At 50.0% G+C, this 21,239-nt stretch carries 21 protein-coding genes and 3 pseudogenes; 12 read left to right on the forward strand and 12 right to left on the reverse strand.

Annotated features, from left to right (window positions below):
• Positions 1 to 29: 29 nt before the first annotated feature.
• The 3 genes from OGW13_RS22535 to lptG are packed head-to-tail and all read left to right on the forward strand — an operon-like array spanning position 30 to position 2,736.
• Entirely contained in the window at positions 30 to 602 is a 573-nt protein-coding gene (locus OGW13_RS22535) for a YtfJ family protein (RefSeq protein WP_043001067.1), read from the forward strand.
• On the forward strand, positions 602 to 1,672 hold the full coding sequence (gene lptF / locus OGW13_RS22540; protein WP_248382221.1) for an LPS export ABC transporter permease LptF: 1,071 nt from the start codon (positions 602 to 604) through the stop codon (positions 1,670 to 1,672). The genes OGW13_RS22535 and lptF overlap by 1 nt, the downstream gene beginning before the upstream one ends.
• Entirely contained in the window at positions 1,669 to 2,736 is a 1,068-nt protein-coding gene (gene lptG, locus OGW13_RS22545) for an LPS export ABC transporter permease LptG (protein ID WP_287116492.1), read from the forward strand. The genes lptF and lptG overlap by 4 nt, the downstream gene beginning before the upstream one ends.
• Before the next feature lie 89 nt (positions 2,737 to 2,825).
• Here the strand turns inward: lptG and spt are convergent, their stop codons facing one another.
• The 4 genes from spt to OGW13_RS22565 are packed head-to-tail and all read right to left on the reverse strand — an operon-like array spanning position 2,826 to position 6,919.
• Positions 2,826 to 3,998, reverse strand: coding sequence for a serine palmitoyltransferase (gene spt, locus OGW13_RS22550; RefSeq protein WP_287116493.1), 1,173 nt, complete (start codon positions 3,996 to 3,998; stop codon positions 2,826 to 2,828).
• On the reverse strand, positions 3,985 to 4,245 hold the full coding sequence (locus OGW13_RS22555) for an acyl carrier protein (protein ID WP_043001963.1): 261 nt from the start codon (positions 4,243 to 4,245) through the stop codon (positions 3,985 to 3,987). The genes spt and OGW13_RS22555 overlap by 14 nt, the downstream gene beginning before the upstream one ends.
• A 29-nt stretch (positions 4,246 to 4,274) precedes the next feature.
• Positions 4,275 to 5,189: an NAD-dependent epimerase/dehydratase family protein gene (locus tag OGW13_RS22560; RefSeq protein ID WP_043001071.1), complete on the reverse strand. Its 915-nt coding sequence runs from the start codon at positions 5,187 to 5,189 to the stop codon at positions 4,275 to 4,277.
• A complete protein-coding gene (locus OGW13_RS22565; protein WP_206268216.1) occupies positions 5,186 to 6,919 on the reverse strand; it encodes a fatty acyl-AMP ligase in 1,734 nt (577 codons plus the stop codon). The genes OGW13_RS22560 and OGW13_RS22565 overlap by 4 nt, the downstream gene beginning before the upstream one ends.
• A gap of 383 nt (positions 6,920 to 7,302) precedes the next feature.
• Between OGW13_RS22565 and OGW13_RS22570 the strand changes: the two genes are divergently transcribed.
• Complete coding sequence (locus OGW13_RS22570; RefSeq protein WP_043001073.1) at positions 7,303 to 8,427, forward strand: hypothetical protein; 1,125 nt, start codon at positions 7,303 to 7,305, stop codon at positions 8,425 to 8,427.
• 100 nt (positions 8,428 to 8,527) lie between these two features.
• A pseudogene (locus OGW13_RS22575) lies at positions 8,528 to 8,685 on the forward strand (deoxyribose-phosphate aldolase); the annotation flags it as partial.
• Positions 8,686 to 8,736: 51 nt separating this feature from the next.
• Here the strand turns inward: OGW13_RS22575 and OGW13_RS22580 are convergent.
• The 7 genes and pseudogenes from OGW13_RS22580 to OGW13_RS22610 form a co-directional block, all read right to left on the reverse strand.
• Positions 8,737 to 9,321: a hypothetical protein gene (locus tag OGW13_RS22580; RefSeq protein WP_044264020.1), complete on the reverse strand. Its 585-nt coding sequence runs from the start codon at positions 9,319 to 9,321 to the stop codon at positions 8,737 to 8,739.
• 676 nt (positions 9,322 to 9,997) lie between these two features.
• Positions 9,998 to 10,744 (reverse strand): SAM-dependent methyltransferase, encoded by a 747-nt coding sequence (locus tag OGW13_RS22585; protein ID WP_287116494.1) that lies wholly within the window; start codon positions 10,742 to 10,744, stop codon positions 9,998 to 10,000.
• 55 nt (positions 10,745 to 10,799) lie between these two features.
• Positions 10,800 to 11,347, reverse strand: a pseudogene (locus OGW13_RS22590) (GNAT family N-acetyltransferase).
• Between the two features lie 10 nt (positions 11,348 to 11,357).
• On the reverse strand, positions 11,358 to 11,615 hold the full coding sequence (locus OGW13_RS22595) for a YjhX family toxin (protein WP_163447137.1): 258 nt from the start codon (positions 11,613 to 11,615) through the stop codon (positions 11,358 to 11,360).
• A gap of 379 nt (positions 11,616 to 11,994) precedes the next feature.
• A pseudogene (locus OGW13_RS22600) lies at positions 11,995 to 12,192 on the reverse strand (tryptophan synthase subunit alpha); the annotation flags it as partial.
• Positions 12,193 to 12,210: 18 nt separating this feature from the next.
• Positions 12,211 to 12,603: a VOC family protein gene (locus OGW13_RS22605; RefSeq protein ID WP_044258118.1), complete on the reverse strand. Its 393-nt coding sequence runs from the start codon at positions 12,601 to 12,603 to the stop codon at positions 12,211 to 12,213.
• Positions 12,604 to 13,083: 480 nt separating this feature from the next.
• Entirely contained in the window at positions 13,084 to 13,875 is a 792-nt protein-coding gene (locus OGW13_RS22610; protein ID WP_287116495.1) for a PhzF family phenazine biosynthesis protein, read from the reverse strand.
• Between the two features lie 235 nt (positions 13,876 to 14,110).
• Here OGW13_RS22610 and OGW13_RS22615 point away from each other — a divergent pair, with 235 nt between their 5' ends.
• From OGW13_RS22615 to OGW13_RS22630, 4 genes are all read left to right on the forward strand, one after another.
• Positions 14,111 to 14,899: an IclR family transcriptional regulator gene (locus tag OGW13_RS22615; RefSeq protein ID WP_043001081.1), complete on the forward strand. Its 789-nt coding sequence runs from the start codon at positions 14,111 to 14,113 to the stop codon at positions 14,897 to 14,899.
• A 4-nt stretch (positions 14,900 to 14,903) separates the two neighbouring features.
• A complete protein-coding gene (locus tag OGW13_RS22620; protein WP_043001082.1) occupies positions 14,904 to 15,809 on the forward strand; it encodes a dihydrodipicolinate synthase family protein in 906 nt (301 codons plus the stop codon).
• A gap of 10 nt (positions 15,810 to 15,819) precedes the next feature.
• Positions 15,820 to 17,799, forward strand: a complete 1,980-nt coding sequence (gene yjhG / locus OGW13_RS22625; protein WP_141227494.1) for a xylonate dehydratase YjhG — start codon at positions 15,820 to 15,822, stop codon at positions 17,797 to 17,799.
• Positions 17,800 to 17,893: 94 nt separating this feature from the next.
• Positions 17,894 to 19,243, forward strand: a complete 1,350-nt coding sequence (locus tag OGW13_RS22630; RefSeq protein ID WP_043001084.1) for a GntP family permease — start codon at positions 17,894 to 17,896, stop codon at positions 19,241 to 19,243.
• 118 nt (positions 19,244 to 19,361) lie between these two features.
• Here the strand turns inward: OGW13_RS22630 and OGW13_RS22635 are convergent, their stop codons facing one another.
• Complete coding sequence (locus tag OGW13_RS22635; protein ID WP_043001085.1) at positions 19,362 to 19,754, reverse strand: YdeI family stress tolerance OB fold protein; 393 nt, start codon at positions 19,752 to 19,754, stop codon at positions 19,362 to 19,364.
• 140 nt (positions 19,755 to 19,894) lie between these two features.
• Here OGW13_RS22635 and OGW13_RS22640 point away from each other — a divergent pair, with 140 nt between their 5' ends.
• The 3 genes from OGW13_RS22640 to OGW13_RS22650 are packed head-to-tail and all read left to right on the forward strand — an operon-like array spanning position 19,895 to position 20,997.
• On the forward strand, positions 19,895 to 20,398 hold the full coding sequence (locus OGW13_RS22640; protein WP_287116496.1) for a hypothetical protein: 504 nt from the start codon (positions 19,895 to 19,897) through the stop codon (positions 20,396 to 20,398).
• Positions 20,399 to 20,407: 9 nt separating this feature from the next.
• Positions 20,408 to 20,854: a DUF421 domain-containing protein gene (locus OGW13_RS22645; RefSeq protein WP_043001087.1), complete on the forward strand. Its 447-nt coding sequence runs from the start codon at positions 20,408 to 20,410 to the stop codon at positions 20,852 to 20,854.
• A gap of 11 nt (positions 20,855 to 20,865) precedes the next feature.
• Positions 20,866 to 20,997 carry a CinA family protein gene (locus OGW13_RS22650; protein ID WP_258956081.1) on the forward strand — a complete coding sequence of 44 codons (132 nt, stop codon included), beginning with the start codon at positions 20,866 to 20,868 and terminating at the stop codon, positions 20,995 to 20,997.
• Positions 20,998 to 21,239: the final 242 nt, after the last annotated feature.

Below are 21,239 nucleotides of genomic sequence, written 5' to 3' on the forward strand. Positions count from 1 at the left end.
TCCCGACTCAGCGAAATAAAGGATTTGCGATGCTGATACGTCGATTATTGATGATTTCACTTCTGCTCTCGCCATGGCTGGCGTCAGCACATAACTTTGTCGGTGGCCAGCCGGTTAAGCCCATTGTCATTACGGATCGCGGCGAATTACTGCTGGATAATCGCGATACGTTTAGCTACCGAACCTGGAATAGCGGTGAACTGGCAGGAAAGGTGCGCATTGTTCAGTATATTGCCGGGCGAAAATCGGCAAAAAAGAAAAACGCAATGTTGATAAAAGCCGTTAAGGCCGCCCATTTCCCTCTGGACCGCTTTCAACCGACCACCATCGTGAATACCGATGATGTGATCTTTGGTTCTGGTTTCTTTGTCCTCGGCAAGATAGAAAAAAACAAACGTCGCTACCCGTGGGCACAATTTATCATCGACAGCAGCGGACTGGGACGCAAAACCTGGCAACTCAATGAGATGAGTTCAACCATTCTGGTGCTGGATAAAGAGGGCCGCGTCTCGTGGGCTAAGGATGGTGATCTGACGCCGAAAGAGGTGCATCAGGTCATCGCGATGGTACAAAAGATGGTTAACGAATCGCCAGGCCTGTGATGAAATTAATTGAACACTACATCATGACCGGCATTTGTCGACTGGTGGTGACACTTGTGGGCTTTCTGATTTTTATTTTCGCCTGCTATTGCGCACAGCGTTACCTGACCGAAGCGGCCAACGGGACATTAGCCCTCGGCGTTGTGCTGAATGTTGTCTTCTATAAAGTTTTGATTGCGCTGGAGATGTTGCTTCCGGTCGGTCTGTATGTATCCGTCGGCGTCACCCTTGGTCAGATGTATACCGATTCGGAAATGACGGCGATAGCCGCCGCTGGTGCCACGCCTTCACGCCTTTATCTCGCCGTGATGTTCCTCGCCATTCCATTGAGTATTCTGGTGTTGCTCCTGTCTCTGTACGGCAGACCCTGGGCTTACGCACAAATATATCAGTTAGAACAGCAGTCGCAGTCAGAGCTGGATGTCCGTCACCTGCAGGCAAGAAAGTTTAACGTCAACAACAATGGACGGATGATCCTCGCCCGTCAGATTGACCCCGACGCGGCTCATTTGAATGATGCGCTGATCTACACCGCCTCTGCCAGTAAAACCAGTATCTTCAGGGCCAACAGCGTGGACGTTGTTGATCCCTCCTCCACGACGCCCTCAGTGATGTTGCACTCCGGTACCGCCTATGTCCTGGATCATCAGGGCCGTGATGATAACGAGCAAATTTTCCGCAATCTCAAACTGAATATGAAACCGTTCGACCAGAATGGCGAGGTCAAACGCAAGGCGAAATCCATACAGACGCTCGCTCGTTCCTCTGCACCGGCGGATACCGCTGAACTGCAATGGCGGGAAAGTCGCGGAGTCTGCGCGTTACTCATGGGGCTGCTGGCAGTCCCGTTAAGCCGCGTCAGGCCACGCCAGGGACGGTTTTCCACACTGCTCCCGCTCACGCTCTTATTCGTCATCATTTTTTATGGCGGTAATATATGCCGTACGCTGGTTGCCAACGGTGCGTTGCCCGTCACGCCGGGACTATGGCTGGTCCCCCTGCTCATGCTGTCAGGTCTGGTGATTCTGTTGATTCGCGACGGCACGCTGCGATGGAAAACGTATAAATGAAAATCTTCAGTCGCTATATCATACGCAATCTCTTTTTAGGATTTGCGGCGGCTGCAGGGTTACTGCTTCCCCTGTTTACCACCTTTAATCTGATCGGCGAACTCGATGATGTGAGTCCAGACGGATACCGCTGGACGCAGGCGGTGATGGTCGTGTTGATGACATTGCCGAGGACCCTTATCGATCTTGGTCCGTTTATCGCTTTGCTCGGTGGCATTATCGGATTGGGACAGTTGTCGAAAAGCGGGGAATTAACCGCCATACGCACCACGGGATGCTCAATTTTCAAAATCGCCATAGTGACGCTAAGCGCGGGACTGATGCTAATCGTTGCCCTCGGCGTCATTGATGAATGGATTGCCTCGCCGATGCAACAACAGGCGTTGCAGATTAAAACGCGCTACAGCAATCACGATACGGCAGGAAACATTCTGTGGGCCCGGCGCGGCAATGTGTTTGTGACGGTAAAATCGCTGGATGCGCATCGCCAACCAGAAGGCATTGAGCTCTTTTACTACCGGGCGGACCACTCTCTGCAACGGTATATCTATGCGCGGACTGCCACCATTTCAGATAACGGCGTCTGGCGGCTTGAGGGCGTCAATCAAAAAGCGTGGGCCAACGGTAAGGAGACAACCGAGACGAAAGAGAACGTCGTGTGGTCATCTTTGTTCGGGGACATGAGTCTTGAGGAACTCACCCTGCCCAGCAGCAGTTTTTCAGTTAAACAACTCAGCCATTATATTTCCTACCTGAAGAGTACAGGTCAACCCAGTCTCGAATTTACGCTGGCGTTGTGGCTAAAGCTGGGACATCCGCTTTTAATCCTGGCGATGATTTTACTGGCGATCCCTTTCACCTTTAGCACCCCCCGCGCTCCCGGACTCGGGAGTCGACTGTCCGTCGGTGTGATCGTTGGTCTACTTACTTACGTCTGTGACCAGATCATCGTCAACCTGGGACTGCTCTATTCCCTGAACGTGCAAATGACAACGCTGGCACCGCCAATATTGCTCCTGGCGGTGGCATTAATACTGGTTTATCGATTCGATCGCCAACCCTGATATCGCAACATTCATCAGACGGCGTGATGGACAGGAGTAAGACATCGCAGCAGATATTCTCAGGAACAATATCTGCTGCGCAGAGCAGATTATTTTTTCAGCTGTGCAAATGCCTGAATAATCGCGTCAATCTGCTCGTAGGTATGCGCGGCATTAACACTGCAACGCAGCAACGTAATCCCGGCGGGGGCAGCCGGTGGCAAAATGAGATTAACATAAACGCCAGCGGCGATCAGTTCTCGCCAGATACGCAGTCCCTCTTCTTTTGCGCCAATAATCACCGGCACCACAGGGCTGATGTGCGAACTCAGCTCATAGCCCAGTTTCTCAAGCCCTTCATACAGTCGCGCTGCGTTATCCCACAGCTTTTGGCGCAGCTCCGGTTGTGTTGCGATCGTTTTCAACGCAGAGCGGACGGTTGCAATGCTCGATGGCGATGGGGATGCGGTAAAAATGTAGGGACGACTGGCGTAACGCAGGACATCCATGCCCTGATCGCCGACGGCAAAACCACCAATAGAAGCCAGGCTCTTACTGAAGGTTCCCACAATAATATCGACATCCTGCTCCACACCGGCGGCTTCCGCCAGTCCCCGTCCCTTCGCGCCCATCACGCCGAAGGAATGGGCTTCATCGACAATTAAAAAGCCACCCAACCGTTTTTTGATCTCGACAATATCGACCAGTGGCGCAATGTCGCCCAGCATGCTGTAAATGCCTTCGACAATGATGATCGCGTCTTTGGCGCGCTCACCAAGGCGCATCATGCGCCGCTCGAGATCTTTCGCGTCATTATGACGAAAGCGGATAATTTCAGCTCCACCTAACGCGCAGGCATCATAAATGCTGGCGTGGCTGTCAGCATCCAGCAATACCACGGCATTGTGACTGGCAAACGTGCTGATTATCCCCAAATTCGCGGTATAGCCTGTGGAGAATACGATGGCTGATGGCCGCTCAAAAAACTCGGCAATCTCCTTTTCTAAGGCTAAATGTGGTCCATAGCTGCCATTCGCCATTCGTGAACCGGTCGTGCCTGTCCCCTGACTGGCTAAAGCGGCCTGCCCCTCGGCAATCGCCTGTGGATTAAAGGTGAGCCCCAGATAGTTATTCGTACCTGCCAGAATAATTTTTTGGTTGCCAATCCGTCCTTCCGTTGCGGAAAACACCTCATCGATACAGGTGCCAAATGGGTTAATTCCTGCCATGCTAAATTGTTCTCGCTCGCAGGCCAGGCGCGAAAATTTATCATAGAGACTCATTGATACTCTCCAGATAAGGGATTAACGCTTCCATTAATTGCGCCGGGGTTCTGACATCCAGCAAAATATTAATAGGGATGGAAATGTCGAATTTATCTTCCAGCAACATTAATAAATCCATAACTTTAATCGATTCCAGCCCAAGATCATTAACCAGATCGCTGTCAGGATGGATATCTACGCCGCTTTCGACCATACCCTGTAAACACTCAAGGGTGTAATCCATTACTTCTTCATGATTTAACATAGAAAATAACATACCTGTATTATAAATAATTAAAATAACCCCTGCCGTAACGCATATTCCAGGCTAACCCGGGGAAACCAATTTATTTTCTCGCACAGAGATTTATTATTTGCCGACCAGTCAGAGTGGATTAACTCACAAACTTTACTCCTGGTTAACATCGGTTCTTTTCCGGCAAACCGACTGATTAACGTACTCGCGTCGGCAAACAATGTGAGTAACGGTAACGGAATGGTTACGGTGCGAACCGGTCCGTTGCGCACTACGGCCGCAATTTCCTGAATGCGTTGCCAGTTGTAGCCACCGGCAACACCATCGCAGAGTTCATACGGATAGACCGGCGTCTGGTCGGCCATGAGCCATTGACTGACAGCCTGCGCTAAATCGCTCACGTGCAAAAATGACAAACGGGCTTCGGCAGCGCCAAAACGCGGAAGGTAACCGCGCAGCATCGCGCGAAACAGTGGTGTTAGCTCTTTGTCACCGGGTCCATACACTGCCGTAGGTCGAAAAATCCCCAGCGTAATTTCTGCGGCCATCGTCGTTAGCCGTTGTTCTGCGACATACTTGGAATTTGCATACCATGAGAGTTCCGGGTGACGTGCTGCAAGCGACGAGATAAACAGAAAGCGTCGACAGCTGCCGCTCTCTTTCGCGGCCTGCATCAGCCGTTGGCTGCCTTCAACATTGCAGCGGGTGAAGATCGCTTCTGTGTGTCCGCGAACCTGCCCTGCACAGTGGATGACATGTTCCGCCCCGGCGACCAGTTGCGCCAGTGCCTCACTGTCTTCCAGCGCCCCCCTGATCCAGACAAGATTATCGCGCACGTCGTGGCGAATCGTTCGGGTTAACACCCGAACGGCAAAACCGCGGGACAGCAGGTCATCAATAATATGCTTCCCGATAAAGCCGGTTCCACCTGTCACCGCAACCGTGATGCTCATTGCAAGTATCCCGGCATAGGGATCGGTGAGTTAAGCGACTCAGCAAAGAGATTCAGGTAGCGTTTTTTTGCTTCCGCACGCGCTGGTTTCCCGGATGATGTCCGTGGAATACTGTGCGGCGGCAAGAGTTCGATGCTGACAGAAACCCCAAACTCGCTTTGTACCCGTGCGGTCAGGCTATGGACGATCTGCGCCCGACGTTCTTCACAACTGACCCGGCACTGGATCTGTAAAATAATCCGTTCCTGAGACGTCACAAATGCTATCGCATCGCCGGAATGTATTTCCGGTTCCTGTTCCGCAATATACTCAATATCCTGTGGCCAGATATTCCGACCGCGAATAATGATCAGATCTTTTATACGTCCCGTCACGTACAGGTAGCCATCCAGAAGATAGCCCAGATCCCCGGTATCCAACCATCCCGTTGACTGGATATCCTTCTGCGAAACCGGATCCTGAAAATAACCACTCATCAGACTCGGACCGGAAATGCAGATATGGCCAACGTCTCTTTCAGGCAATGGGCTCCCAACTTCGTTACGAATTTCAATGCGGTGGCCGGGAAGCGCTTTACCGCAATTCACGAAGGTAGATATCGCCCGGGTACTTTTCGTCGGCGCAACCGCTTTACCCTGGCATTCGAGTACGTCGCGATCGACATCGTTCACCTGTGAGCCGGAGGCTTCATCAGAAAAGCTCACCGCCAGCGCATTTTCAGCCAAACCATAGCACGGCATGAATGCTTTGCTGTCAAATCCCGCGCGCTTGAAACATTCGCCAAACTGATTCAGTTGTCCGGCGGAAATGGGTTCTGCCCCCACTCCGGCTACGCGCCAGCAGGAGAGATCCAACCCGGCAAGTTCGTTGTCATTGATACGACGCAGGCATAAATCGTAACCGAAAGGCGGCGCAACGGAGACGGTGCAGCGGTTCTGACTGATTAATTTCAGCCACTGCAGCGGGCGCATAGCAAAATCCTGGGTGCGCAGATAGTCAACGGATAGCTGAGTCGCCACAGGCGTAAGCAGAAAGCCCACCAGCCCCATATCATGATAAAAAGGCAGCCAGGATACGCAACGGTCACTGTCTCGCAATTTGATTCCATCATGGCTAATCACATGCAGATTCGCCATAACTTCACGGTGAGTAATAATGACGCCACGAGGAAAACGCGTGCTGCCTGAGGTGTACTGAAGGTAAGCAATATCGTCTGGCGACGGTAATGGCAACTCAATATCCTTTTCCGGCAGCGCATTAAATTGCGCATTGCTGAGAATGCGGATTGCCGCACCATGCTCGTTGACCACATTTATCAGCGACAACCATTGGTCACTGCTGATGATAGCCGCAGGCTGACAACTGGCGAGCAGGCCCTGCAATTTCGCGGAATAAGAATCGCGTTGTCCAACCCCCATAGGAATGGCCAGCGGTACCGCCACCAACCCCGCATACTGACACGCAAAAAAGGCTTCGACAAAACCGACGCTGGTTTCCGCAATCAGCGCGACGCGATCGCCCTTGTTGAGATTCAATGAAAGCAACCGTCTGGCTCCGGCTTTAGCCCGCATTTTTAGCTCTCGGTATTCCAGTACCGCTTCAGGCTGAATGCGTCGATCATAAAAATTCATTCCTGCATTTCCCAAAGCGGCATAGTCCAGAGCTTCCACCAGGGTTGAAAAGTCAGCATAACGCATAGGAAGAGAATGAGTTGAGATTCTATTGGACATATACACCATGAAAATGTTTGAATTTAAAATCGATGGATATACAAAACAAATAATCGGCGGGTGATAATATAAATTAAATAGTCATTAAACAGTATCTCTTTTTTGGCTAAAAGATCATCAGCAAAATAAATGTTTTTCTGCATTTCAATTTCAATAATTATGATATTACCCAGCTAAATATTTTATTTCATTCTCCGAAGGGAGAGTTATCATTAAACGCCCTGTCCACCTCCTGTCTTATGTTTTACCGTCCTGTTTTATCACCAACCGCATTAAGTGGTAAAAGAGAGAAAGAAACATTCAGTAATTTATTTCGTTTCGACTGACAACATAGCAGTCAGTGTAATTATGTTTATTTCTGCACTTTTTATTTAAGGCTGTTTATGATTCAGATACAAAAAGTCATGAATAAACATGACCTCAACACGTTTATCTCTTTCCCTTCTTCACTTTATTGCGCCGACGACAGCTGGATCGACCCCTTGCACCTTGAACGTGCAGAGCATCTGTCCGCGAAAAATCCGGGTTCTGAACATATTCGTTGGCAGGCATGGATCGCTAAAAAAGCAGGACGGGTCGTCGGACGCATCACGGCACAAATTGACACCCTGCATCGCAAACGGTATGGCAACGACACGGGTCATTTTGGCATGCTCGATGCCATCGACGACCCTGAGGTCTTTAGCGCACTGTTTGCCGCCGCCGAATCATGGCTGAAATCCGCCGGGGCGCAAAAAATCACCGGACCTTTTAGCCTGAACATTAACCAGGAAAGCGGCCTGCTGGTTGATGGCTTTGAGACGCCGCCCTGCGCGCTGATGCCACACGGGAAACCCTATTATGGCGCTCACGTGGAACAACTGGGATACACCAAAGGAATCGATCTGCTTGCCTATTGGATGCAGCGCACAGATTTATCTTTCTCACCGTCGCTGGTCCGACTGATGGATCAGGTGCGTCAAAAGGTCACCATTCGCAGCATCAACCGTAAGCGGTTTAGTGAAGAAATGCAGATTCTGCGTGAAATTTTCAACTCCGGATGGCAGCACAACTGGGGATTTGTCCCCTTCACGGAACACGAATTCGCCTCCATGGGCGAGCAGCTCAAATTCCTTGTTCCGGACGATATGATTCACATTGCTGAAATAGATTCGGTGCCTTGCGCCTTTATCGTTGGCCTGCCGAATATTAATGAGGCGATCGCCGATCTCAACGGTCGGCTGTTGCCTTTCGGCTGGGCCAAACTGCTCTGGCGACTAAAAGTGAGCGGTGTGCGCACCGCGCGGGTGCCTCTGATGGGCGTTCGTCAGGAATATCAGTTCAGCCGCATTGGCCCGGTCATGGCTCTGCTGTTAATAGAGGCATTACGCGACCCGTTTGCCAGACACCATATTGACGCGCTGGAGATGTCCTGGATTCTGGAGTCTAATAGCGGGATGCGCACAATCCTGGAACGCATCGGCGGAGTTGCCTATAAGCGCTATCGCCTGTACGAAAAACAACTCTGACTGCGGTCTGAAGAAGCAAACGCGGGTATCAGTAAGTTCCCTCTCTAAAGCAGGTCTTAGCCCATAACGTATGTTTTTCTGCTAACAGGCGTCGCAGTAAATGTTCGGTTTTAATGGCCCACATCAGGTAGCCAAAGCCATTCAATTCACGAACGTCAATCCTGACGTAACCCGGAAGGGCTTATCATCTGTATAGAATATCAGTCTGATGCGGCAAGGGGTGCCCCCTGCCGGATCTCCCTTGCCATAGACGTGCTGAACAGGACACGCGAAAAAGGAATCCGTAAGGATTCCCTTTTCTGTTACGTTTCAGTGCCCGTTGATCGTTTCATTCACTTCTGAGCCTGGTGGAAAATCCGCCACAGAAAGGACAATATTCAGGCCCTGAGGCCGGAATGTTGTTGAATGAATCAACATATATTTATACCAGCGAAAAAATAACCGCTTATCCCTTACGTTAATACGTTCAAGAATACTGTACAACCTTGAGTATATCGACTTCTGGCTCAACCCCAGATATTGCGAAGCGTCAGCATAGGTATCCAGACAAACAATCGCATTGAGCGTGTGTTTATCCGCCCGATTCATCCTCGCCATAAACTGGCAGAACTCACACGTCTGCTCCCCACTGTTAGCCTGCGCATCCTTAAGTTTTTCAATAATCAGACTAATAGAATCACTATAGTTTATATGTTGTTTCAGGAACAAATTATCTTGTTTATCTGAAATACTCACTAATGTATATTCAGCGACTATGGCGCAACAGCATCGTGTTTGTACCCACATTGCAGGAAGAAAGCAGAATGGTTTCCGATCTGATGGCCTCGCTGCCCAATTTTTTATTTCACTCAGCGCAAGAGCGATCAGTGGAGAAATTTTATCATCGACAACCACGTTATCCCTCCTTGTATCGCTATTCGCAAATATACACTTAACTTAAAAAAAACTGCCAAATGATATAACTGTTCAATCTAATACATCATGATAGGAAAAAACTATCACTATTCTTATTTCTATCGTCACACCAGATCGGAATATTAACAAAAACCAACATATTTATATAAATATCAATTTGTTACAAAAAACAAAAAAGTCATATGGTGTAACAATACAGAAAACAAACAGAAACAATAAATCAACACAACAACGTGTTAAATCATAAAAAAACCAGGATTATTTAATCGCCGTCCAGGAAAATAAATAAATATCAGCATCAATCTTAGGAATTATCAAAAATACATTTTAAGAATCTTCTGAAAACACTGAATTATCCTACAAACACAAGAGAAGAGAATGTTAATTATTAACAAGAAATTATTTAACGTATTTAAAAACAGGTCCTAACCTTTTATGGATTATTAAATAATTATTATAACCGCGTCACAGAAACAATCCATTTTCGCTGTTTTAACGATTAATTGTGGACGCACCTGGCCGGACGTCTTTGTGAGACAGAAAGGAAGAAGGTTTCAGGTGTGATAATTATTTAATACGGTCGTTGCTTTTGCCACGACGCTTCTCTTCTGGAGAGAATACGACATAGCCCTCAGGCTATGCCGCATTACTTACTTTATCGTGCGATTAACGCAAATACGCCCCAACCGAAGTATTCCCGGGTGTAGGTGACATGGCGTTCAGGCGCTATCGTCAACTCCGCGCGAACCTCATCGGCAAAATCATCCTCTGCATTAGCTTCTAACCAACGGCGCATTGTCAGCCATTTCGCCGCTTCATATCGGTCCCAGCCCTCCTGGTCTGCCAGCACCATTTCAACAACGTCATAGCCGAGTTCGTTGAAAGAAGAGACGAGCCCAGGAAGGGTGAGAAAATCAGCCTTCGACGAAACACCACAGGCCTGGGCGATCTCTTCCGTTGCGGGAACCTGACGCCAGTAAGGTTCACCGATCAGTATCATTCCGCCTGGCTTGAGGCTTTTTGCCAACAGCCCGACGCTTCCGGCTACGCCACCGGCAATCCAGGTCGCGCCAACACAGGCCGCCACGTCGCATTTTTCGTCCGTGACGTAGCCCGCCGCGTCGTTATGAATAAAATGGACGCGTTCGCTGACGCCAAGCTCTTCAGCACGGTGTTTTGCCTGGGCAGTAAAAAGCTGGCTCATGTCGATACCGGTACCGTTAATGCCGTGATCGCGCGCCCAGGTGCAGAGCATCTCACCAGAACCACTGCCGAGATCAAGAATGCGCGCTCCCGGCTTCATGCGTAACACCCGGCCCAATGTGGCATACTTTTCCGGCGTAAACGGGTTATGAATGCGATGTTCGCTTTCGCTAATCGTAAAAATACGTGGGATATCCATTAGTTAATTCCTTTCATTGCGTTACGAATAAGAGAGCGTTCAGTCTGATTGTTATTCACGCCAGTGCTCCGGTTTCATTAAGGCCTGCGCACATTGGATGTCGCCGGCACGATCAAAGGGTTGTGCGGAGAGGGACTGCATCATCCAGCAGGCCTTATGTTCCTCCGCAATGGGATAAGGCGCGGGAAAGCCTTTGTCTCCTGCACAGGGTTCAAATCCATGTCGCGGATAGTAAGTGGCATGACCGAGAACAAAAACGCACTGGCATCCCATCGAGCGTAAGTGTTCTATACCGGTACGAATCAATAATCCGCCCACGCCCCTCCCCTGGTATTCAGGGATGACCGCCAGGGGAGCAAGGATATGCATCAGAGGGGAATCCATTTCTCCTTTGAATGTCGCCCGGGTAAACAGGATATGCCCGACGGCGTTACCTTCCTGTCTGGCCAGCAACGATAACGTTGGACGCGCAGTGTCGTCCTCGAGCAAAGAAGCCACCAGGCAGGCCTCTTTACTGTAGCCAAAGGCGCGGGTTTCGACTTCCCGGATGTCGTTGGCATCACTTTCATCGGTAATATGAATAGTGAAGTTGCGTGTTGTCATAACGCTCTCCTTAGCGGTTATCTGGCTGAGCACGCACGTTGTTCAGCCCGGTGGTATTAATGCGGTACGGCTGACCATTGACGGATTTGATCAGCTTTTTGGTTTTGAGTTTTTTGAAGACGGCAAGTGTACAGTCGGCGAGCAGCAGCCCTTCGCGGCTGTAGCATTCAACGGAGGTGACGCGACCTGACGCATCGCGGACGTGCGCAATACGTCCACCTTTGGCGAGAACGTGTAAGGTACGTTGTTCCTGACGGGATAAATTCATACTGGAAAACCTGTTTAATCATCATGTGCAAAACGTGCAAACACACAGCGGTGTCCGCATTCGATTTCGGCGCATTGACAATCAGTCCGGCCTGAAAAGGTCGGGGAAACTGATTATCAGATGATTACATTCTCCAGCATCAAAGCCTCGGGTTGAGTTGAAAGGTATTTACGAGATGAATGGTAACACGTAATTTCAGCAGGGATATGCGCAGGTCGGAAAAATGTGATCGCCGTCGAAATCACGCCCGTCGTCGTGGACATTGCCTCATTTACCATCCCAGGCCATATTTGCGAAGATGAGGATGACGGAATTGATCGCCAGATTCAGGGTCGCGTCACCCATTGCCTGCCGCTACCGACAGGCAATAGAAACGTACTTACTGCTGACGCATTGCCGCTTTCATGCTCATCACAAATGCCTTTAACTCAGCCAGCATCGTTTCCTCATTATCTCTGTTTTTCTCAATGATCCTGACGATGGCAGAGCCTGAAATGGCCCCCGTCGCACCAGCGCTAATTGCATCCGCCACCTGATCGGGCGTGGAAACATCAAACCCCTGCAGTGTTGGTGGAGCCTGTTGCATAAGATATGTTCAGTATTCGTCTGCATAGTAGACAAACGCCAGCTTATTGCCGTCGGGATCTCTGACATAGGCGCTATGAAAGCCTTGTCCATACTGTGGTCTGTGACCCGGCGCGCCTTCATCCGCGCCGCCCAGGCGAAGAGCGAGCGCGTGAAGTTGTTGGATATGTTCGACGGATCGGGCATTCAGCGCCACCATCGTGCCATTACCGACACCTGCGGCCTGGCCATCAAAGGGTTTGCCAACGCACAATCCGGTGGTGTGGTTTTCACTGAACATCCCCCATGATGCGCCCTCTTCGCCGCGGCCTGCTTTCGGGTGCCCAAGCAGCTCCATTAACGGATCGTAGAAACCGATCGCACGTGGCAGATCGTTCGTACCCAGCATGATGTAAGAAAACATACTCCCTCCTCATTTGATGTCGCAGGGATTATCCGCTTGATCCCCCTGCGGGCGTCACCGTCAGGTTACGTGTGACTAACATACCGAACGGCAGCGAGTCGTTAAGCGCGTCAGATCAATAGAACAGACCTATACCATAATGAAGATTGATTGAACTTATATCCCCGGCGATCGCCGTTTTGCTGGTTTCAACGTATCTCTTGGCCGGTGAGCAGGATGGCAACGCTGGAATTTTTTTTCATGTCCCTTTTCCGCTCAGTACGCCATCCAGTGTGTATGGATAAAATAAGATGGATGAGAATGCGGTTCTGACATTGCTCAATGAGCGGGGTATGTATTTGCCGATCGGATTTATTACGGCTGTTGGCTTTTTACGGTCATTTGCCGACAGACATTCAATCTGATGACATACTCCGGTTTAAGCATGATGCGCCTTCATCCTGACTTCGTGAGTCTTGTAGTGACTGGTATCAGGGCTATCTAGCGCAACAAAACTTTACCCAGCAAATACGTGGTTGCCTGTCCGCCGATATGTACACGCTCCCCGGCACTCTGACAGCGTAGCTCCCCACCGCGTTCGGCCCCCTGATACGCCAGCATCTCCGTTTTGTTCAGTTTTTCCGCCCAGTAAGGAATGAGCATGCTATGCGCTGAACCGGTAACGGGATCTTCCGCTACGGCTTCTCCTGGACAGAAGAAACGGCTGACAAAATCGTATTTCCCTTCACCCGGTGCGGTGACGCAAACCATTTTCCCTAAAGGGATCATCGCGTGGATATTCGGGTGCAGCGCGTCAACCTGCTGCTGATTATCCAGCACCACCATATAATCCCGCCCGACGCGCATGTCTTTGTATTCCGTGATACCCAACGCCTCCAGCAGAAGAGACGGCGGCGTGACGGACTCGGTTCCCCAGGCAGGAAAATCCAGCGTCAACCATTCACCGCTACGTGCAACAGTCAGCGGGCCAACAAATCGGGTAGTAAAATGGATACTGTCGCGCGGATAATCCAGATGTTCAAAGATGACATGAGCAGCCGCCAGCGTGGCATGCCCACACAGATTGATTTCTCCCTGCGTGGTAAACCAGCGCAGCTCAAAGCCGTTTTCAGCAGGGACAAAATAGGCCGTTTCTGACTGGTTATGTTGTTTAGACATCTTCAGTAACGTCTCATCAGGCAACCATTCGGTTAGCGGACAGACTGCTGCGGCATTGCCGCCAAACGTCGTGGTACTGAAGGCATCAACCATGTAAAAATCAATTTGTTGCATCGCGCAAACCTCGAATGTTCTTTGTGCAATTTACACTTTATCATGCCACGACGACCTGTCGTCTTTCATTTTCAGGTATTCATATTCAGCGTACTGGCAGTGCGATAATTCTGCTATTAAAACTGCGTACAAGATCACATTTAATCATCGCATTACGGTTCAGCATGTTGAACAAGGCATATTTTCAACTGTGCAATGCCGATATTATTTATTCTAACCACAGGAGGGAGCCAGTATGGTTCGCAAAGGGTGTAATTCATTAGTCCGTGCCGAAAAAATATTAACTCATATTGCATGGGTAGGCGTGGCGAGTTATATGGAGCTATTAAAAGAATTCCAGTATCCCAAAAGCAGCCTACTTAATTTATTAAATGTGATGGTGGAGTGCGGCTTCTTAATTAAAAACAAAAATGGCCATTATTCGCTGGGAATAAAAAACTACGAACTGGGTTGTCAGGCACTGCACCGCCAAAATATCTTTGAGGTGACGAAACGGCCTATGCAGGAGCTGTCGCTGAAAAGCGGCCTGGTTTGTCACCTGGGGGCAATGGAGCGCTATTCTGCTATCTATCTCGACAAGGTTGAAAGCCCGGAATCAGTGCCAACGAGTAAAAGCTGGATTGGCAAAAAACTGGAATTACACATTACCGCGCTGGGTAAAGCGTTATTAGCCTGGAAAACACGGGAAGAACTGGATTATTTTTTAGATGCGATCACGTTAACGCCACATACGCGCAATACGTTAACCGATAAAAAGTTATTTCTGGAGGAGTTGCAAAAAACACGACTTCGGGGATGGGCCATAGACAGTGAAGAATCAACCTATGGCGCGGTATGTTTAAGTATGCCGGTATTCAATATGTATAACCGGGTCAACTATGCGATCTCGCTGTCAGGCGATCCTGTGGTTTATTCAGGAAATAAGATCGACGGCTATCTGGAACTGCTCCGCAAATGTGCCGGGCAAATATCTTATGGGCTGGGCTACAGAAACGAAAATGAGTATTTACGAAAAGGAAACTGAGGTAATGAGAAAATTCAGCGGCATTATTCCACCGGTATCCAGCACGTTTCATCGTGACGGGACCATTGATAAAACAGCAATGCGTCAGGTTGCCGACTTCCTGATCAATAAGGGAGTCGACGGGCTGTTTTACCTTGGCACCGGGGGTGAATTTAGCCAGATGAATACCGCCCAGCGAATGGCGTTCGCCGAAGAAGCCGTTGCCGTTGTCGGTGGTCGGGTTCCGGTCCTGATTGGCGTCGGTTCGCCTTCTACTGATGAAGCGGTCAAACTGGCACAACATGCCCAGGCCTGCGGCGCTGACGGCGTCGTCGCAATTAACCCCTACTACTGGAAAGTCGCGTCACGCAATCTTGACGACTATTACCAGCAGATCGCCCGTAGCGTCACGCTGCCGGTGATCCTGTACAACTTTCCGGATCTGACCGGTCAGGACTTAACCCCAGAGACCGTGAAACGTCTGGCGCTGCAAAATGAGAACATCGTCGGGATCAAAGACACTATCGACAGCGTCGGCCATCTGCGCACGATGATTAACACCGTTAAGTCAGTGCGCCCGTCATTTTCGGTCTTCTGCGGCTACGACGACCATTTACTCAACACCCTGCTGCTGGGCGGCGATGGCGCAATATCCGCCAGCGCGAACTTTGCTCCGGAGCTCTCTGTCGGTATCTATCACGCCTGGCGCGAGGGCGATCTGGCAACTGCCGCTACCCTGAATCAAAAGCTGCTGCAACTGCCGGCGATTTACGCCCTGGAAACGCCGTTTGTCTCACTGATCAAATACAGCATGCAGTGCGTGGGATTGCCGGTGGAGACGTATTGCTTGCCGCCGATTCTCGATGTGTCAGAAGAAGCCAAAGAAAAAGTCCATGCGCTGCTGGTCGCGCAGGGAATTATATCGCTCTGAGGAGAAGATCATGTCTGTTCGCTCTATTTTTGCTGACGAGAGTCACGATATCTACACCGTCAGAACGCACGCCGATGGGCCTGACGGTGAACTGCCGCTGACGGCGGAGATGCTCATCAACCGCCCGAGCGGGGATCTGTTCGGGATGACGATGAATGCCGGAATGGGCTGGTCTCCGGATGAGCTGGATCGCGACGGCATTTTGCTGCTCAGCACGCTGGGAGGGTTACGCGGGGAAGACGGTAAGCCCATCGCACTGGCGCTGCACCAGGGTCACTACGAGCTGGATATCCAGATGAAAGCGGCAGCAGAGGTGATCAAAGCGAACCGCGCCCTACCCTATGCCGTGTATGTTTCCGATCCCTGCGACGGACGAACACAGGGTACAACGGGCATGTTTGATTCACTGCCATACCGTAATGACGCCTCAATGGTGATGCGCCGCCTGATCCGCTCCTTGCCCGATGCGAAAGCCGTTATTGGCGTGGCGAGCTGTGATAAGGGACTCCCGGCCACCATGATGGCCCTCGCCGCGCAGCATGACAAACCGACAGTGCTGGTGCCTGGTGGCGCGACGCTGCCCGCGAAGGATGGAGAAGATAACGGCAAAGTGCAGACCATTGGCGCACGCTTCGCCAATGGCGAGTTATCGCTACAGGACGCTCGTCGTGCTGGCTGTAAGGCCTGTGCCTCCTCTGGCGGCGGCTGTCAATTTCTGGGTACCGCCGGGACATCGCAGGTGGTGGCCGAAGGTCTTGGGCTGGCGATCCCGCACTCTGCGCTAGCCCCTTCCGGTGAGCCGGTATGGCAAGAGATCGCCAGAGCCTCCGCGCGGGCAGCGTTGAACTTATGTAAAAAAGGTATTACTACCCGGGAAATCCTTACCGACAAAGCGATTGAGAATGCGATGACGGTTCATGCAGCGTTCGGCGGTTCAACAAACCTGCTGCTGCACATCCCGGCGATTGCCCATCAGGCAGGCTGCCATGTCCCGACCGTTGACGACTGGATCCGCATCAATAAGCGTGTGCCCCGACTGGTGAGTGTGCTCCCGAATGGTCCGGTTTATCACCCGACAGTGAATGCATTCATGGCAGGCGGTGTGCCGGAAGTGATGTTACATCTTCGCAGTCTTGGATTGCTGCATGAAGACGTGATGACCGTAACCGGCAGCACACTGAAGGAGAACCTCGACTGGTGGGAACATTCCGAGCGGCGGCAGCGATTCAAACAGCTGCTGCGCGACCAGGAACAGATCGACGCCGACGAGGTGATCATGTCACCGCAACGCGCGCGGGAGCGTGGCCTGACTTCAACGATCACCTTCCCGGTTGGCAATATTGCTCCGGAAGGATCGGTGATCAAGTCCACCGCCATTGACCCTTCGGTAATTGATGATCAAGGCATCTATTACCATAAAGGGGTGGCGAAGGTTTATCTGTCCGAGAAAACAGCAATTTACGATATCAAGCACGACAAAATTAAAGCAGGCGATATTCTGGTCATTATCGGCGTTGGCCCTTCCGGTACCGGGATGGAAGAAACCTACCAGGTCACCAGCGCCCTGAAACATCTGTCTTATGGTAAGCATGTCTCCCTGATCACGGATGCGCGTTTCTCGGGCGTTTCCACTGGCGCGTGCATTGGTCACGTGGGACCGGAAGCCCTCGCCGGGGGGCCAATCAGTAAATTACGCACCGGGGATATTATTGAAATCAAAATTGATTGCCGCGAACTTCAGGGCGAAGTCAATTTCCTCGGAACCCGTAACGATGAAAAATTACCCTCACGGGAGGAGGCTACCGCAATATTGAACGCCAGACCCAGCCATCAGGATTTACTTCCTGATCCGGAACTGCCAGACGATACCCGGCTTTGGGCGATGCTTCAGGCAGTGAGCGGTGGGACATGGACGGGCTGTGTTTACGATGTGAATAAAATCGGTGCGGCCCTGAACGATTATATGAATAACACCTTAAAGCAAAAATAATAATATCCTGACCGCTAAATAACCCGGCTACACATTATTAAAACATTGTGTAGTCGGACTATGACCGGTCGCAACCCTACAATGAGAGGACGTTATGCCACTAATTATCGTTGTGGCAGGGATTGCTTTACTCCTGCTTTTAACCATTAAAATTAAACTCAATACGTTTGTTTCCTTAATTATTGTCTCGATTGTTGTCGCCATTGCCAGTGGAATGGATCTGAATAAAGTCGTCACGTCGGTCGAATCCGGCCTTGGCGGTACGCTGGGCCATATTGGTTTAATCTTCGGCTTCGGCGTGATGCTCGGTCGCTTACTGGCTGACGCGGGTGGCGCACAGCGAATCGCCCTGACCATGCTGAATTATTTCGGTAAAAAGCGGCTTGACTGGGCGGTAGTCTGTTCAGCCTTTATCGTCGGTATCGCACTCTTTTTCGAAGTTGGCTTAATTCTTCTGGTGCCTATTTTATTCGCCATCGCCCGTGAAGCGAAAATATCGCCGATGTTTATGTGTGTGCCCATGCTTTCCGGTTTGCTGGTCGCGCACGGTTTTTTACCCCCGCATCCCGGCCCAACCGTTATTGCCCGTGAATATGGCGCAGATGTGGGACTGGTACTGATCTACGGCATTATTGTCGGCATTCCGACCTTTATTCTTTGCGGGCCGATATTGAACAAATTCTGTCAGCGGATTATTCCTGACGCGTTTAAAAAAGAGGGGAATATTGCCTCCCTCGGTGCGACCCGCCGGTTCAGCGAAAACGAAATGCCCGGCTTTGGCATCAGCTTTCTCACCGCGATGCTGCCGGTGATCCTGATGGCGGTAGTGACAATTATCCAGATGACCCATGCTAAAAACGCCTCGGAGTCAGGCACGTTCTATAACGTATTACTGTTCTTAGGTAACTCGACGATTGCAATGCTGATCTCGTTGCTGTTCGCGATTTATACCATGGGTCTGGGTCGCGGAAAGACAATCCCTGAACTGATGGACTCCTGCGGCAAAGCCATTGCCGGTATCGCAGGACTGTTGCTGATTATCGGCGGTGGTGGCGCATTCAAGCAGGTGCTCATCGATTCTGGCGTGGGTCAGTACATTTCTACTCTGGTCTCAGGCATGGATATTAATCCGATTCTGATGGCCTGGGGCGTTGCCGCGTTCCTGCGTATTTGCCTGGGTTCTGCCACCGTAGCAGCGATCTCGACTGCCGGACTGGTTATCCCGCTGCTGGCGGTACATCCCAACACTAACCTGGCGTTGATTACGCTGGCCACTGGAGCAGGTTCCTGTATCTGCTCCCACGTCAACGATGCCAGCTTCTGGATGATTAAAGACTTCTTCGGCCTGACAACCAAAGAGACGCTGCTGTCCTGGACGCTGATGTCAACGCTGTTATCCATCTGCGGACTGATATTTATCCTGCTCGCCAGCATGGTTCTTTAATTCTCCTCTCGCCAGTGGATCGCGTTGTCGATTCACTGGCGCCCCTCCCTTCACGTGGTATCAGAAAACAACTGTTAACAGCTTACAAACGTCAGCAATGGGCCGAGCAGCAGTATTGTTACTTTTGTATTCTGTTAACGCGAACCACAAGCGGTTGCGTTTTGGTGTCCAGACTGCCGTTAATACTGATCATTTGATCGGGTTTTACCGTGCGACCATCAAAGACAGAGAGTGGAATCAGCGTATGGATACTGCCGGTTTTATCGCGAAAAACAAATTTATCATCACCCAGATCGTCAATCAGATTACCACGCAGAGAGATGGTTGCGCCGTCATGCATGGTTTTAGCTTGTTGAACCGTCATGGTTCTCGCATCTTCAACACCACGATACCCCTCATCCAGGGCGTGAGGCGGCGGCGGTGCCGTATCTTTTTTCAGCCCACCATTATCGTCAGCAAACACTGTCGGGATTAAAAAACAACATAGTAATGGTGCCACGGATAATTTCATTTCACCCTCATCTCATTGTCGACTTGACTTATTAAGTCTGATTGCTATTCCTTAATCTGGCAAACTGGAAGAGTCTTAAAAGGTAATAGTGTTACGAATCAGATAACTGACGGGATACAAGCGAAACGGTGAGGTTAAAGATGCCCAGAGAAAACATAAAAGTCCCCGGCATTGAAGAGAGTCAGCGTTTTCTGAATTTTGAAGCGAGATTTCATAAGATTGGGTTTGTCATTTTACTGTGTATTATTTCCCTGGCCATAGTCGGTGTTTTTTCTGGTGGTTATTTCAGTGATTCGGTGAAGAGGAATACTACCGGGGAGGTGACATTAAATTTTGAACGGTTTGGTCGATTGCAAACAGAATTTAAATTAAAAATCTCTGCTACAGACCAACGATCCGGGAAGAATATTTATCGCATTGGTGGAGATTTCAATTCTTTTTATGAGACAGCGAATATCTGGCCTCAACCTGACAGCATGTACAGCAAGGGAGACGATCTGTACCTGGTGTATAACACACATGAAAATCAGCAAGATACCTCTATCTGGTTACTCGTTACCCCCGTAAAGCCTGGCAGCGCAAAAAGTGTTATTCAATTAAACTCCGGCCCTGAAATCGATTTCAGGCAATTTATTTATCCGTAGGAGGTCTGTATGGAAATGGTGCTGAGGGCCTTAGCCATATATCTTATTTTACTGGTCGTGTTTAAGATTGCTGGACGCCGGGCGTTATTACAAATGACCAGTTTCGACCTGATTTTGCTGTTGATAATTAGCGAAGCCACACAGCAGGCATTATTAGGCAATGATTTCTCCGTTACCGGAGCAATGCTCACCATTGTCACGTTGGTGACGATCGACATATTGTTCGGATTCATTAAAAAACAGATGCATGGGGCTGAATCTGCTCTCGATGGATCACCGGTTATTCTGCTGGAACACGGCGAACCATTAATGGAAAAGATGAAAATGGTAGATGTCTCTCTCGACGATATCTTAGTGGCTGCCCGGCAGAGCCAGGGCATTACGGAGCCGGGTAAAATTAAATACGCCATTCTGGAGCGTAATGGGCATATTTCAATTATTCCTGATGAGGATTAAGGAAAAAGAGAATGAAAAAATCGGCATATAGCGAAGCGAAAACCGCTGGCGTGTTAACGAAACAGTTCGCGAAGACGTTTATTGCCAAGGGCTTATCCGCGACCACAGCTGAATCGACATCTGGCTACCGCACTTTGCGCTGAGGCAGATATGTCCGCATTTATTATGCTTCGAATTCATTAAATTTGTTCTACGCTTATTTATGCTTGTCAGAAAGATAGACTGAGGTGAATGAATGGCTAATAAATATAATGAAAAAAAGGTGGCTATTATGACAAAGACAGAGCGTTTTCCTGCTCGCCTTGTCCACACCCACAACAACCATTTGCGGAGCTTGTCGGAAAAATGCAACCACGTCCCGCTGCCCCGATCGTAGTGAAGAAAG

The organism is Citrobacter sp. Ca225 (assembly GCF_030337175.1).
GTDB classification, from domain to species: Bacteria; Pseudomonadota; Gammaproteobacteria; order Enterobacterales; family Enterobacteriaceae; genus Citrobacter_A; species Citrobacter_A amalonaticus.

Bases quoted from the DNA above. Each gene is read 5' to 3' on its own strand.
- spt (WP_287116493.1), bottom strand. From the start codon at position 3,998: ATGAGTCTCTATGATAAATTTTCGCGCCTGGCCTGCGAGCGAGAACAA.
- OGW13_RS22615 (WP_043001081.1), top strand. From the start codon at position 14,111: ATGGTTCGCAAAGGGTGTAATTCATTAGTCCGTGCCGAAAAAATATTA.
- OGW13_RS22630 (WP_043001084.1), top strand. From the start codon at position 17,894: ATGCCACTAATTATCGTTGTGGCAGGGATTGCTTTACTCCTGCTTTTA.
- OGW13_RS22605 (WP_044258118.1), bottom strand. From the start codon at position 12,603: ATGTTTTCTTACATCATGCTGGGTACGAACGATCTGCCACGTGCGATC.
- OGW13_RS22640 (WP_287116496.1), top strand. From the start codon at position 19,895: ATGCCCAGAGAAAACATAAAAGTCCCCGGCATTGAAGAGAGTCAGCGT.
- OGW13_RS22645 (WP_043001087.1), top strand. From the start codon at position 20,408: ATGGAAATGGTGCTGAGGGCCTTAGCCATATATCTTATTTTACTGGTC.
- OGW13_RS22570 (WP_043001073.1), top strand. From the start codon at position 7,303: ATGATTCAGATACAAAAAGTCATGAATAAACATGACCTCAACACGTTT.
- OGW13_RS22635 (WP_043001085.1), bottom strand. From the start codon at position 19,754: ATGAAATTATCCGTGGCACCATTACTATGTTGTTTTTTAATCCCGACA.
- OGW13_RS22595 (WP_163447137.1), bottom strand. From the start codon at position 11,615: ATGAATTTATCCCGTCAGGAACAACGTACCTTACACGTTCTCGCCAAA.
- OGW13_RS22565 (WP_206268216.1), bottom strand. From the start codon at position 6,919: ATGTCCAATAGAATCTCAACTCATTCTCTTCCTATGCGTTATGCTGAC.
- lptG (WP_287116492.1), top strand. From the start codon at position 1,669: ATGAAAATCTTCAGTCGCTATATCATACGCAATCTCTTTTTAGGATTT.
- OGW13_RS22610 (WP_287116495.1), bottom strand. From the start codon at position 13,875: ATGCAACAAATTGATTTTTACATGGTTGATGCCTTCAGTACCACGACG.
- OGW13_RS22650 (WP_258956081.1), top strand. From the start codon at position 20,866: ATGAAAAAATCGGCATATAGCGAAGCGAAAACCGCTGGCGTGTTAACG.
- OGW13_RS22555 (WP_043001963.1), bottom strand. From the start codon at position 4,245: ATGTTAAATCATGAAGAAGTAATGGATTACACCCTTGAGTGTTTACAG.
- OGW13_RS22560 (WP_043001071.1), bottom strand. From the start codon at position 5,189: ATGAGCATCACGGTTGCGGTGACAGGTGGAACCGGCTTTATCGGGAAG.
- OGW13_RS22535 (WP_043001067.1), top strand. From the start codon at position 30: ATGCTGATACGTCGATTATTGATGATTTCACTTCTGCTCTCGCCATGG.
- OGW13_RS22620 (WP_043001082.1), top strand. From the start codon at position 14,904: ATGAGAAAATTCAGCGGCATTATTCCACCGGTATCCAGCACGTTTCAT.
- lptF (WP_248382221.1), top strand. From the start codon at position 602: ATGAAATTAATTGAACACTACATCATGACCGGCATTTGTCGACTGGTG.
- yjhG (WP_141227494.1), top strand. From the start codon at position 15,820: ATGTCTGTTCGCTCTATTTTTGCTGACGAGAGTCACGATATCTACACC.
- OGW13_RS22585 (WP_287116494.1), bottom strand. From the start codon at position 10,744: ATGGATATCCCACGTATTTTTACGATTAGCGAAAGCGAACATCGCATT.